The following is a 13,136-nucleotide window of genomic DNA, read 5'->3' on the forward strand; positions in this document are numbered from 1 at the left end:
AAAAGAATTCACACCTTCCTAGCCATCACCCTATTCATAGCATGCTTATGAGGAACACCTGACGAATCGCAATCAATGATGTCCTCGGAACTATCCTCTATCAACCAATCATGATAGTGCGATAATAGTTCTCCCGACTTCCAATCATGTGCATTAGGTTCGTTTTCGGGTGGAGGTGGAATGAAGGGCTTTTGTACGAATACGTTGAAGAAATGCATTCCGTCTGGGTTGGTATAGTCTTTATAGTTTTGAAATAGCTCTTTCCGATATTCAGGATTTACGTAATGGAGCACTCCACTTGAGAAGAAGATATCGAAGTGGGTGTTTAGTCGAAAGTCTAGTAGATCGGCTTTAAACACATTTACTTCTACTCCCACGTGATCGGCTAGTCTCTTCGTTTTTTCAATTCCGGCATCTGATATATCAAATGCAGTTACATCGTAGCCATTTCTAGCAAAAAAGACTGCATTTCTCCCCTCCCCACATCCGATATCTAATAGTTTCATCTTTCGAATAGGTGGTATATATTCGAGAACCTTATAGCAATCTGAATGGGGCTGGAATCCCCAGTAGTAATCCTGCGTAGCGTATGCTTTTTCGTATATGGTAATTTGTTTATCATGGGAAACGTAGCCTAATAATTTATCTATGCTTACTTCCAGTATCTTCGATATCTCAGGAAGTAATGTAATATCTGGCATTGCTTGTTCATTCTCCCATTTGGAGATCGCCTGATGGGTAATTCCTAATGAATGAGCAAGCTTTTCTTGTGTAAACCCTTTTTCTTTTCGATAGCGATAAATGTTTTTGGCAACCTGACTCATCATGATCGATCAACTCCTATATCGCTATTCTAATTTGATTGGGTAGAAGCAAACAATAACTTATCAATTGACTTTTTTCTTTCTGCAACAGGTAGTTGAATTCAGGTACAATAAGGAATACCACTATAAACTGAAAACTAGGCGTATTGATTAACCAAATGGCTAATCAATAGTCTTGATCTAGATAAAAGGACTGAACCTACTTATGTCATTTGATGGAATCGTAACTCGTGCGGTTACACATGAACTTACAACCAAGTTGATTGGGGGACGGATTAGCAAGGTCTACCAACCAAGTGATACGGAACTCTTGCTATATATTCGTTCGCAAGGGCAAAACCATAAACTATACATATCTGCCCACCCTGCTTATCCTCGTTTTCAATTTACCGAATCCCCTGCGGATCATCCAAAGGAACCGCCTATGTTTTGTATGCTTCTTCGCAAACATATTGAAGGCTCCTTGATTCAAGCTGTCCGTCAGGTGGGTATGGAGCGGATTGTGCAGATTGATATTCGAGGAGTAAACGAATTAGGAGATGAAGTGTTACGAAGGCTTTCGATTGAAATATTAGGTCGGACCAGCAACGTGATCCTACTCGACCTTGAGACAAATCGAATCATGGATGCACTTCGCCGCGTTCCTTATTCGGTAAGTAAAGTACGTCCGGTCTTACCTGGCAGGGATTATGAGTACCCACCTGCTCAAGAGAAGTTAGATCCATTTGAAGTGGATGAAACGACATTTCTCTCTGGATTTGACTATCTGGCGGGACGGCTCGATAAGCAGTTAGTCAATCGGTTTCTGGGGTTTGGTCCTTTACTTGCTAAAGAGATTCTCTTTCGGGCAGGAATTGGAGATCGAAAAAATCTATGGAATGCGTTTCATCAGCTGATCGAGGAATTCCGTACCCATCAGTATCAACCAACCCGTGTGGAAGTAGAGGGAAAGCATTATTTCTACGCGACGGAACTCACTCATCTGGCCGGGGAGCATCTTCCTTTTGAGTCAATGAGTGAATGCCTAGAATCCTTCTATTATGGAAAAGCAGATCGAGATCGGGTTCGTGGGCAGACGTTAGATCTCATTAAGCGGTTAACGAATGAACGGGAGAAAAACGAGAAAAAAATCGAGATATTACGCAAGGAAGTTGCTGAATCGGATTTAGTGGAAGAAGAACGTATCAAAGGAGAGCTACTAACAACATACATGCATGAAATCCAACGCGGAGACTCGTTTGTCCGTCTTGCTAACTACTATGATCCGGAAGAAAAACAGATCGAGATTCAGTTAGACCCTCTACTCTCTCCTTCTGAAAACGCACAACGTTATTATAAACGTTACAACAAACGGAAAGCGTCCAAGAAGTACAATCTAGAGCAGATCGCCATCGCGGGGGACGAGAATCAGTATCTGGAATCGGTGCTTGTGTTGCTAGAAAATAGCTCTTTAAAAGAAGTAGAGCAAATTCGAGAAGAATTGGAAGAAGAAGGCTGGGTACGTACACAACGTCGCCCGAACCGAAAGAAGAAAGAGAAGCCGAATCCAATCAGCATGTACGCGAAAGATGGAACGCTCATTTTAGTCGGCAAAAATAATAAGCAAAATGATTATCTCACTCATCAGCTTGCCCACAACTCGGATACGTGGCTTCATACCAAAGATATCCCTGGCTCACATGTCGTCATTCGTAGTAAAGAAATCAGTGAAGAAACGCTTTTAGAGGCTGCTACTCTAGCGGCTTATTACAGCAAAGCTCGTGAGTCGAGTCAGGTTCCAGTCGATTATGTCACAATCAAGCATGTGAAAAAGCCAGCAGGTGCTCGTCCCGGATTTGTGATTTATGAAAATCAACAAACTTTATATGTAACACCAGATGAAAACACCATTCGCGAGATGTTAAAGCGGACAAAACCTAAAGCACATTAATCCTGTACAGATAGGGTGTCTGAGGATGAAAGCTATATTGTTAACTGGGTTTGAACCATTTGGAGAGGAAGAAATCAATCCTTCTCTTGAGATTGCGAAAGCACTTGATGGGAGGGAAACGGACAAGTATAAGATCTATGCTCGTGAACTTCCTTGTGTTTTCGGAGAAGCAGTCGACCAATTAAGGCTAGCGATTCAAGAAGTAAAGCCTGATCTCATACTTTGTGTGGGACAGGCTGGAGGGCGACCTGACTTATCCATCGAACGGATCGCGATTAATGTAGATGATGCGAGAATTCCTGATAATAAAGGGAATCAGCCGATTGATGAACCGATTATCGTGGAAGGTCCTGTAGCGTACTGGTCCAGTCTACCAATTAAAGCAATTGTGAAGCATTTACGTGATGCTGGATTACCTGCCTCCGTCTCGCAAACAGCCGGCACCTATGTCTGCAACCACGTTTTCTACGGACTCATGCATGAAATTAGGCACAGTAGCATTCGTGGCGGGTTTATTCATATCCCCTTCCTACCCGAACAGATCCAAACGCGTACCCATATGGCATCATTGTCCTTGGATGAAATGGTACGCGGGATTGAAATAGCGATTCAAGTATCAGTGGATGTTGAACAAGATCTGCTTCTAGAAGGTGGACAAACACAGTGAACTACATCGCCATTGAAATGGCGAGCTTCTCGTTTCATTGAATCGACCAACGTCGTATTCTCCACGAAGGCACGTTCCGTGCCTCAGATTCGTTTAGGCTATAGCTCTTTTGAGAATGTTTCGTGCAGCATTGATATCGCGATCCTCTACATAGCCACAAGAACATTGGTGGGTTCTATCCTTTAGTGTTTTTTTCACGATCTGACCACATTCTGAGCAAGCTTGTGATGTATTGTGTGGATTCACTTGAATCACGTGCTTACCAGCATACCCTGCTTTGTAAGTAGTGAACTGTACAAGTTGATTCCAGCCAGCATCTACAATACTTTTTGCTAGATTGTGGTTCTGAACCATCCCTTGGATGTTCAGATCTTCAAATTCAATGAGGTCATAGTGATCTACTAAATGTCTGCTTATTTTATGGGCAGTATCCTTCCGTTGATTGGCTATGTACTCATGCATACGTGAGAGTAAGGAAACTGCCTTGCTTCTACGGTTAGATCCTTTCTTTCGTCTAGAGACAATACGTTGCAATCGTTTCAATTTATGCTCCGACTTTCTTAGATACTTTGGATGTTCAAAGAACTCACGTTCAGAAGTGATAGCTAGATGACGTACACCCAAATCAACTCCAACCTGTTTACCAGTGGAATAAGCTCTTATCTCCACTTCACAGGAAAAGCAAGCATAGTACCGACCATTCTTCCGAATGATCGAACAGGTTTTGATCTTTCCTTCTATTTGCCGATGACACTTGATGCGCACATTCCCAATTTTAGATAGCTTCAGATATTTATTTTCAAGAGAAAAACCGCTTTGTGGATAGGTGAAGCTATCATAACGACGTTTTCCTTGAAAACGTGGGTAACCTGCCTTCTGTCCCGCCTTGATCCTTCGAAAAAACGCTTTGAATGCTTTATCTAAACGGCGTAGAACATCTTGCAACACTTGTGATTGTACCTGCTTGAAATCCGGAAGCTCTTTCTTGAGTTGAGGCAATTCATTTTGTTGCATATTATAGCTGACCGAAATATTTCGATGCCGATAAGCAAACTTTCGTTGCTCCAATGCTGTATTGTACAACCATCTACACAAATTCAAGGTAGCTTCAATCTGTTCGATTTGAGTCTTCGTAGGTTCTATCTTGAATTTGTATGACTTTATCACAGATGGTTCACCCTTTCTTTTGCTGATTTTCAATATACTTCCGAATCGTCTCTTCTGAGATGGAACCAACGGTTTCAATATAGAAACTACTATTCCAAAGATGACCGCTCCATAGCTTGTTTTTTAGTTTAGGAAATTTCATAAATAACTTTCTAGCAGAGATTCCTTTCAACATTTTCACTATGTAAGATGGGGCGATCTTGGGATGAGCAGAAGCGAATACATGAACATGGTCCTGTTCACCCACTTCAGCCATAACAACCTCAAATCCCTTCTCTACTGCGATTTCTTGAAATAGTCCTTTCATATAGATTTCAACTTCATGGTCCAGTACAGCTCGGCGATACTTAACTGACCATACAATATGATAATTTACGTTGTATACGCATGTTCGAGCGTGCTTGATTGTATCCTTATTCATACATATAGTATAGATAATAATGCGATATATATCAATACTTATAATCAAAAATAGAACTACATATGGTATGGGAACAATGAAATGGGGAGAATTCCCGTTCACAGGTCTTAAAAAACAACTGAGCTACATGTCCAGCTCAGTTGTTTTTTTATTAGAATAAACATAATAATCTGTTATAATAATAATATTAACAACCCTTGTGCGAAAGTGAGTTGTCCCTCCATGAAGATGGAATTTCATTTCCGGGTTCCGAATGAAAAAAGTTTTGATATCATTAATCTGTAGAGACAGGGGTGTAGCGGCCAATGCATACAGATAAAACCGGCCCTTTCACATGGGTACAGCGAAGCATTGGATTATGTATCTATCTTATTATTACGATCGTCCTTCCATCTCCAGCATTCCTGTTTCTGCTGGCAACCCTGTATCTACTCTTTAGTACCGTCAAATATGAAATCCAGCAACAACGATCGGAATCGCTCATTCGATTTGCATTTCTCCTATTTAGCTTAGGAAGCTTGCATGATATCGGTCGAACGGAACACTTTGGAATAGCCAGTTTTTTAGGTGGCTTGATCGGCTGGACGATTCTCCTGTTTGTATATGGTAGACAGCTTCATAGCCATCTCTCTCGCTCTACTGATTCCCCTGTCGAAGTGATCCTTCATCCAGTTGTGATCGATTGGCTTCAACGGATTTGGGGGTTCCTCGTTTTTGTATTATGTGTGCTTTTTGACTCTTATCATATCGATACGCTTATCTTCGCAGGGAAGCTGTACTGTTTTATCTCCACGATCAAGTATCTCCTCCGGAAACAATATGAAAAAGGCTACATCCGCCTCAGCTTTGTCATTATCCCGATCGCAATGAACACCCCTATAGGGTTTCAAGGAATGTGGCAAGACTGGTTTCAACTTGTTTTTTGTCTCTTCTGTTTTGGGATCGTAGGATATCTGAATTGGGAAAAGTAAAAAAGTCGATCTCCTCATTCATATCGTTTGGGAGATCAACTTTTTGTATGTTATGGGGATTACTTTTTTGATATAGGTGTGCGACTACCTGGCTTAACGACGGGTGTTCCTTTTGCACAGAGAGGACAATTCTCTGCTTCCCAGCATTTGATTTCGATTGGCATGAGCGCACGATAAGGTACGGTGAAAGGAGTTTTCCCTTGGCTTCGATCGACAATGGAGCCAATTCCGACTACATCAGCCCCCATCCCCTCTAGAAGAGTGACCACTTCTTGCACAGAACCACCTGTGGTAACAACATCCTCTACGGCTAAAACGCGTTCCCCTTTTTCTACTTCAAATCCACGACGAAGCTCCATCACGCCTTCTTTTCGTTCGGCGAATAGACAACGAACTCCTAAAGCGCGAGCTACTTCATGAGCGATCACAACTCCGCCAAGTGCCGGCCCTACTACTACATCAATCTCCATATCACGGAACAGATTTGCAATAGCTTGTCCTGCTTGCTCAGCGTCTGCTGGATGCTGAAGTAACTGAGCACATTGCATATATTGCTGACTATGTCGCCCTGAAGAGAGAAGAAAATGCCCCTCTTTTACGACTCCCGTACGTATGAGTGCTTCAGACAAATTCCATTCTTGTTTCATCTCAGTTTCCCCCTGGCTTCTATGATTTCTTGTAGGATTTGGTGATACGCTTCTAGTGGATCTGGCGCATGTGTAATCGCACGTCCAACTACTAGATGATCGGCTCCTGCTTGAATCGCCGCAGTTGGAGTGACAACTCTTTTTTGATCATTTGCAGAAGCACCTATAGGCCGAATCCCAGGTGTTACAGCTAGGAAAGAAGGCTCTGTCGCCTCTTTTATCGCTCTCGCTTCCTGACCTGAACAAATCACTCCATCGGTTCCTGCTTGATGAGCAAGCTTCGCTGAGCGTAAAACCGCTTGCTCCATTGAGCTATTTATTCCAAGCTCGTCGTGTAGCATTTTTTCATGGGTACTCGTCAGTTGGGTAACTGCTAGGAGGCGAGTCCGGCATTCGGAAGAGGAAGCAAATTGCTCAGCAGATTCACGAGCACGCTTCATCATCTCAGAGCCACCCATGGCATGCAGGGTTAAGAAGTCTACACCTAGCTTGCTAATCGATTCTACTGCTTTAGCTACTGTATTTGGAATGTCATGTAGCTTTAAATCAAGAAAGATAGAGTATCCTTCTTGTTTCCGCTCATAGATCCAGCGCGGGCCTGTTGCGTAAAACAATTGATAACCTACTTTAATCCACGGTTTTTCCTCTCCCTGCCAATGAGAAAGAAACGTTTCTGCTTCTTCTCCAGATGGTAGGTCTAGAGCGATCATCAATTGGCGACGTGCTTGATCCATGGATCAAAACCCCTTCCTATAAGATGATATGAAATGCAGGTGCGGGTGTTTCAGAGCATCAAAATGTGCTTCTTGCCTTAGCTAGACAAGAAGCACTAGTAGACATATTCCATCTAACTGATATATCCGTGCCCTTGCCCGACTCTCTACTATCCAATAACCACAGCTTCTTGTTTTTTTGTCACCACTGGCGGATTCATCGGTTCCGCTGACATATGAATCGACTCCAGTGTGGTAAGAAGTGCTTCTACGGTATCCATGGATGTGAGACAAGCAATTCCATGTTCGACTGCTTCTCGGCGGATGCGGAATCCATCGCGAGCTGGAGCCTTGCCTCTGGTCCACGTGTTTACGACTAGATCAGCTTCCCCTTTGCGAATGAGATCGATGATGTTAGGAGAGCCTTCTGTTAATTTGCAGACACGTCTTACTGGAAGGCCTGCTTCTTCGAGTGCATCTGCGGTTCCAGCTGTGGATACAATCTGGAAACCGAGTTGATGGAAACGGTGCATGAGCGGAATCGCTTCATCCTTCTCTTTGTCTCCGATGGTGGCTACAATGGTTCCAAAGCGAGGCATATGAATCCCCGCGGCAATGAGTCCCTTATAGACAGCGCGGGCATAGTCACGATCTCGCCCCATCACTTCACCGGTTGATTTCATCTCTGGACCTAGTGTGACGTCTACCCTGCGGAGTTTCGCAAAAGAGAAGACGGGTACTTTTACTGCTACTTCTGAAGCCTCAGGCCATAAGCCACCCTCATACCCCTGGTCTTCTAGTGTTTGTCCAAGCATGATACGGGTGGCTACTTGCGCCATTGGGATTCCGGTTACTTTACTCAAGAACGGTACGGTACGAGAGGCACGTGGGTTTACTTCTAGCACATACATCTCATCTTTATAGAGAACAAACTGGATGTTGATTAGCCCTCTTGTTTGAAGTGACTTCGCAATATTCGTCGTGATCTCTACTAGCTGCTGCTTCTGACTCTCGGTGATAAATTGAGGTGGATAGACGGCAATCGAGTCACCTGAGTGAACACCTGCTCGTTCGATATGTTCCATAATCCCTGGGATGAGCACCGTTTCGCCATCACAGATTGCATCCACTTCCAGCTCTTTCCCTAGTAAATAACGGTCAATGAGAACAGGATGTTCCGGGTTTACTTTCACCGCTTGCACCATATATTGCCTTAGTTCAGCTTCGCCGTAGACGATTTCCATCGCCCGGCCCCCTAGTACATAAGAAGGGCGAACGAGCACGGGATAGCCTAGCTTGGTCGCTGTCTCTACAGCCGCTTCAATCGAGGTAACAGCCGCTCCAGGTGGTTGTGCGATTCCGGTTTCACTTAGAAGTTTCTCGAACTTCTTTCGATCCTCTGCTCGATCGATCTCTTCTAGGGATGTACCTAAAATCGGAATCCCTTCTTCTCGTAGGTCTCGAGCTAAGTTAAGTGCCGTTTGTCCACCAAACTGTACAATGATGCCAACTGGATTTTCTTTCTCGATAATGTGGAGTACATCTTCTCTATACAGTGGCTCAAAGTAAAGCCGATCGGATGTATTAAAGTCGGTCGAAACCGTTTCGGGGTTGTTGTTAATAATCACAGCTTCCATCCCTGCCTCGCGAATCGCCCAGATCGCGTGGACAGTGGCATAGTCAAACTCTACTCCTTGGCCGATGCGAATAGGACCTGATCCGAGTACAAGTACCGTCTTTTTATCACTTTTCTTTCCTTCATCTTCTTGTTCGTAGGTTGAGTAGTAGTAAGGAGTTGCGGCCTCAAACTCGGCAGCACATGTATCTACTATTTTATATACAGGCTTGATTTGTAATTCTTTCCGGATATCTCGCACATGACGCTCTGTTTCTTGACGAAGACGAGCAATGGTCGAATCCGTAAAGCCCATTTGTTTGGCTTCTAGCATTAGCTCATGCGATAACGTTTCCTCTTTTGCAATCTTTTCTTCTAAGTTGATAATGCGGCCAATTTTATAGAGGAAGAAACGATCAATCTTGGTAATCTCATATGCAGTTTCGAGCGGCAATCCTCTTCGGAACCATTCGCCTAGCAAGTAAAGTCGTTCATCATCCGCTTCGGCGAGTCGCTTCTCTAATTCTTCTTGGGTCAATTGCTTCGCTTCGGCGAGTTCAATATGATCTAGCCCGATCTCTAAGGAACGAACGGCTTTAAGCAGAGATTCTTCTAGCGTACGACCGATCGCCATTACTTCCCCTGTTGCCTTCATCTGAGTTCCAAGGCGACGATTGGCAGAGATAAATTTATCAAACGGCCAACGCGGGATCTTGCTAACTACATAATCAAGCGCAGGTTCAAAGCAAGCGTATGTTTGACCTGTTACAGGATTTTTTAATTCATCTAATGTGTAGCCAAGCGCTATTTTCGCCGCAATCCGTGCGATCGGATACCCCGTTGCTTTGGAAGCAAGCGCACTGGAGCGGCTTACCCGCGGATTTACTTCGATCACATAGTATTGGAAGCTATGCGGATCGAGGGCATACTGCACGTTACATCCCCCTTTAATATCAAGGGCGCGGATGATTTTTAGCGCAGAGCTACGAAGCATATGATATTCCCGATCGGATAAGGTTTGGCTTGGGGCAAATACGATACTGTCCCCTGTATGAACCCCTACTGGATCAAAGTTTTCCATATTACAAACCACGATGCAGTTATCGTTGGCATCGCGCATCACTTCGTACTCAATCTCTTTCATTCCCGCGATGCTTTGTTCAATGAGGCATTGGGTAATGGGGCTATATCGTAACCCATTATCTACAATCTCTCGAAGTTCCGTTTCATCATTTGCGATTCCGCCACCAGTGCCTCCTAAGGTATAAGCAGGTCGTACGATAACCGGATAGCCATTGCTGGTAGCGAAGGATACTGCTTCTCCAACCGTATTCACAATGACACTCGAAGGAACCGGTTCGTTAATCTCGTACATCAAGGTACGAAATTCATCTCGATCCTCCGCACAAGTAATTGCTCGTAAATCGGTACCCAGTAGCTTCACACCTTCTCGTTCAAGCACGCCTTGTCGTGCCAGCTCTACCGCTAAGTTTAGACCTGTCTGTCCGCCTAATGTGGGGAGCAATCCGTCTGGACGCTCTCTGCGAATGATTTGTGTGACAAACTCAGGGGTAAGGGGTTCGATGTAAACTCGATCCGCCATGTTGGTATCGGTCATAATCGTTGCTGGATTGGAGTTGATTAGGATGACTTCCACTCCCTCTTCCTTCAACGCTTGACAGGCTTGGGTTCCTGCATAATCGAACTCTGCTGCTTGGCCAATCACGATCGGACCTGAACCAATCACGAGGATTTTCTTTAGTGTAAGATCTTTAGGCACGAACCTTCTCCCCTTTCTTCTCGTAGGCATCTTTTCCATGTTCCATCATTTCCATAAAGTGGTCGAACAGATAGCCAGAATCAAGTGGGCCTGGAGCGGATTCCGGGTGATATTGCACACTAAATGCCGGGAAATCGAGATGCTCTACTCCCTCTATCGTCCCATCATTTAGTGCCACATGACTAATGCGCAATCTCGTATGATCAATCGATTCAGCGGTTACCGTGTAGCCGTGATTTTGTGCGGTCATCACCGTACGCCCAGAAGCTAATTCTTTGACCGGATGATTGCCTCCGCGATGTCCAAACTTCAACTTCTCTGTATCTGCCCCGCAAGCTAGAGAAAGGAGTTGGTGGCCGAGACAGATTCCAAAAACAGGCACTTTTCCGAGTAAAGCTCGCACTGTTTCGATCGCCTCAGGGACATCTTTCGGGTCCCCAGGTCCATTGGTTAACATAACTCCATCTGGACGATAACGGAGAATTTCTTCGGCTGTTGTAGAGTATGGAACCGAAATCACTTCACAATTTCGTTCCGATAACTCTCGCTGGATATTATGCTTACTGCCAAAATCCATCAACACTACTCGTTTTCCTATATTGGGACTGATATGAACGCTACGGGTGCTTACATTTTTCACTTGATCTGTGATCAAAGGAGTATTACGTAATACTTCCTGTAATTCTTCAACCGAAGCAGTACCTGTGGTCAAAATCCCTCTCATCGTTCCATGTAAACGAATTTTCCGAGTTAGCATGCGTGTATCAATCCCCGAGATCCCCACTATCTTGTGCATCTTCAACCACTCGTCAATCGAGTCTTCTTGCCGCCAATTACTCATGTATTCGGCATGCTCTCTCACAATCAAGCCAAATGCATACGGACGAATGGATTCATCATCATCTCGAGTAAATCCATAGTTTCCAATGAGTGGATAGGTAAGCGTAACCATCTGTCCATAATAAGATGGATCCGTTAAAATCTCCTGATATCCAGTCATACTCGTATTAAATACGACTTCTCCGACAGAAGTTCCTTCTGAACCGAAAGATTTTCCTACTAACAATGTGCCATCTTCTAACAACAACCGTGCCTGCTTCATATTGAAATCCTCCTTCTACCTCTCGTTTTCTTGATACGTAATCGTTCCATTAAGTAGAGTAAGTACGGGCCATCCTTGACACTTCCAACCTGTGAATGGCGTATTCTTTCCTTTTGAGTAGAAGTTCGCAGGATCGATCTCTTTTTCGCTCTCTAGATCGATCACGGTGATGTCGGCTCGTTTCCCCTCAGCTAGTTCTCCGTATGGTAGCCCAAAGATTTCTGCTGGTTTCCGCGTCATCTTCTCTACCAGCTCAGACAAGAGTAACTCACCCGTACGAACGAGGTGCGTATACATCAGTGGAAATGCGGTTTCAAGTCCGACGATGCCAAACGGTGCTTTTTCCATTCCCATCGCTTTTTCTTCCAGGGTATGAGGTGCATGATCCGTAGCGATGATTTCGATTGTACCGTCTTTCAAGCCGGCTATGAGTGCGGCGCGATCTTCGGCGGATCGAAGCGGTGGATTCATCTTATAAAGAGGATCGAGTCCTGGGATCTCTCCATCAGTCAAAAGCAAATGATGCGGAGTAACTTCCGCTGTTACCTTCTGTCCACGCGATTTTGCTTCTCGCACAAGGCGAACCGATTGTTCTGTACTGATGTGGCAAACATGATAATGAACCCCCACATCTTCCGCTAACAAGATGTCTCTGCCTACATGAATCGCTTCTGCTTCATTAGGAATTCCTTGCAATCCATGCTTTTTAGCAAACTCTCCATCATGGACACAACCATTTTTCGCAAGTGTATCATCTTCACAGTGCGCCACAATCGATAATCCTAATTCATGTGCTTTGCGCATCGCTTCTTTCATCATGTGACTACTCTGCACCCCAACTCCATCATCCGAAAGAGCGACGATTCCTGCTTGCTTAAGTGCTTCAAAATCCGTTAGCTCTTGCCCCAATTCTCGGATCGTAATCGCTCCAAGCGGTAAGACGCGAGCTTTTCCTACACGTTCTGCTTCTTGAATAATGTTCTCTACTGTTTTCGGTGTATCGATGACAGGCCTTGTATTTGGCATGCAAGCAATCGTCGTAAAACCACCGCGTGCCGCCGCTAAGCTCCCTGTCTCAATTGTTTCTTTCTTTTCAAATCCAGGCTCTCGAAGATGAACATGCATATCAATCAAACCCGGAATGACTAGCTTACCTGCAAGTGGGATCACTTGCATTCCATCTCCCACCTGAATCTCGGAAGCCATTTGTACTACTTTGCTTCCTTCAATTAAAATATCTTTTTTGACTAAGGTATTATCCTTGCTTAGTATTTGTCCATTTTGTAATAATAGTCGCAT

11 protein-coding genes are annotated in these 13,136 nt (G+C 44.3%); 3 read left to right on the forward strand and 8 right to left on the reverse strand.

Annotation, left to right across the window (positions count from 1 at the left end; translation table 11 throughout):
* Positions 1–8: 8 nt before the first annotated feature.
* Positions 9–827: a methyltransferase domain-containing protein gene (locus EDD57_RS00955; RefSeq protein ID WP_131847444.1), complete on the reverse strand. Its 819-nt coding sequence runs from the start codon at positions 825–827 to the stop codon at positions 9–11.
* 202 nt (positions 828–1,029) lie between these two features.
* On the opposite strand from EDD57_RS00955, the gene EDD57_RS00960 reads away from it, so the two are divergent.
* On the forward strand, positions 1,030–2,754 hold the full coding sequence (locus tag EDD57_RS00960) for an Rqc2 family fibronectin-binding protein (protein WP_131847446.1): 1,725 nt from the start codon (positions 1,030–1,032) through the stop codon (positions 2,752–2,754).
* Positions 2,755–2,779: 25 nt separating this feature from the next.
* A complete protein-coding gene (gene pcp / locus EDD57_RS00965) occupies positions 2,780–3,421 on the forward strand; it encodes a pyroglutamyl-peptidase I (RefSeq protein ID WP_131847448.1) in 642 nt (213 codons plus the stop codon).
* Between the two features lie 93 nt (positions 3,422–3,514).
* Here the strand turns inward: pcp and EDD57_RS00970 are convergent, their stop codons facing one another.
* Positions 3,515–4,588 (reverse strand): RNA-guided endonuclease InsQ/TnpB family protein, encoded by a 1,074-nt coding sequence (locus EDD57_RS00970; protein WP_131847450.1) that lies wholly within the window; start codon positions 4,586–4,588, stop codon positions 3,515–3,517.
* A gap of 7 nt (positions 4,589–4,595) precedes the next feature.
* Positions 4,596–5,009: an IS200/IS605 family transposase gene (gene tnpA / locus EDD57_RS00975; protein WP_131847638.1), complete on the reverse strand. Its 414-nt coding sequence runs from the start codon at positions 5,007–5,009 to the stop codon at positions 4,596–4,598.
* A gap of 305 nt (positions 5,010–5,314) precedes the next feature.
* Between tnpA and EDD57_RS00980 the strand changes: the two genes are divergently transcribed.
* Complete coding sequence (locus tag EDD57_RS00980; RefSeq protein ID WP_131847452.1) at positions 5,315–5,980, forward strand: hypothetical protein; 666 nt, start codon at positions 5,315–5,317, stop codon at positions 5,978–5,980.
* A gap of 59 nt (positions 5,981–6,039) precedes the next feature.
* On the opposite strand, the gene pyrE is transcribed toward EDD57_RS00980, so the two are convergent.
* From pyrE to EDD57_RS01005, 5 genes are all read right to left on the reverse strand, one after another.
* Entirely contained in the window at positions 6,040–6,627 is a 588-nt protein-coding gene (gene pyrE, locus EDD57_RS00985; protein ID WP_131847454.1) for an orotate phosphoribosyltransferase, read from the reverse strand.
* Positions 6,624–7,361 carry an orotidine-5'-phosphate decarboxylase gene (pyrF, locus tag EDD57_RS00990; protein ID WP_131847456.1) on the reverse strand — a complete coding sequence of 246 codons (738 nt, stop codon included), beginning with the start codon at positions 7,359–7,361 and terminating at the stop codon, positions 6,624–6,626. Before pyrF ends, pyrE begins: the two co-directional genes overlap by 4 nt.
* Positions 7,362–7,510: 149 nt before the next feature.
* Positions 7,511–10,735, reverse strand: coding sequence for a carbamoyl-phosphate synthase large subunit (gene carB, locus EDD57_RS00995; RefSeq protein WP_131847458.1), 3,225 nt, complete (start codon positions 10,733–10,735; stop codon positions 7,511–7,513).
* Complete coding sequence (gene carA / locus EDD57_RS01000; RefSeq protein WP_131847460.1) at positions 10,728–11,837, reverse strand: glutamine-hydrolyzing carbamoyl-phosphate synthase small subunit; 1,110 nt, start codon at positions 11,835–11,837, stop codon at positions 10,728–10,730. Before carA ends, carB begins: the two co-directional genes overlap by 8 nt.
* A gap of 15 nt (positions 11,838–11,852) precedes the next feature.
* A complete protein-coding gene (locus EDD57_RS01005) occupies positions 11,853–13,136 on the reverse strand; it encodes a dihydroorotase (RefSeq protein ID WP_131847462.1) in 1,284 nt (427 codons plus the stop codon).

Origin of the sequence: Baia soyae, assembly GCF_004341445.1 — a bacterium.
In the GTDB taxonomy this organism is placed as follows: Bacteria; Bacillota; Bacilli; order Thermoactinomycetales; family Thermoactinomycetaceae; genus Baia; species Baia soyae.

Bases quoted from the DNA above. Each gene is read 5' to 3' on its own strand.
- pyrF (WP_131847456.1), bottom strand. From the start codon at position 7,361: ATGGATCAAGCACGTCGCCAATTGATGATCGCTCTAGACCTACCATCT.
- carA (WP_131847460.1), bottom strand. From the start codon at position 11,837: ATGAAGCAGGCACGGTTGTTGTTAGAAGATGGCACATTGTTAGTAGGA.
- EDD57_RS00955 (WP_131847444.1), bottom strand. From the start codon at position 827: ATGATGAGTCAGGTTGCCAAAAACATTTATCGCTATCGAAAAGAAAAA.
- EDD57_RS01005 (WP_131847462.1), bottom strand. From the start codon at position 13,136: ATGCGACTATTATTACAAAATGGACAAATACTAAGCAAGGATAATACC.
- tnpA (WP_131847638.1), bottom strand. From the start codon at position 5,009: ATGAATAAGGATACAATCAAGCACGCTCGAACATGCGTATACAACGTA.
- pcp (WP_131847448.1), top strand. From the start codon at position 2,780: ATGAAAGCTATATTGTTAACTGGGTTTGAACCATTTGGAGAGGAAGAA.
- EDD57_RS00980 (WP_131847452.1), top strand. From the start codon at position 5,315: ATGCATACAGATAAAACCGGCCCTTTCACATGGGTACAGCGAAGCATT.
- pyrE (WP_131847454.1), bottom strand. From the start codon at position 6,627: ATGAAACAAGAATGGAATTTGTCTGAAGCACTCATACGTACGGGAGTC.
- EDD57_RS00960 (WP_131847446.1), top strand. From the start codon at position 1,030: ATGTCATTTGATGGAATCGTAACTCGTGCGGTTACACATGAACTTACA.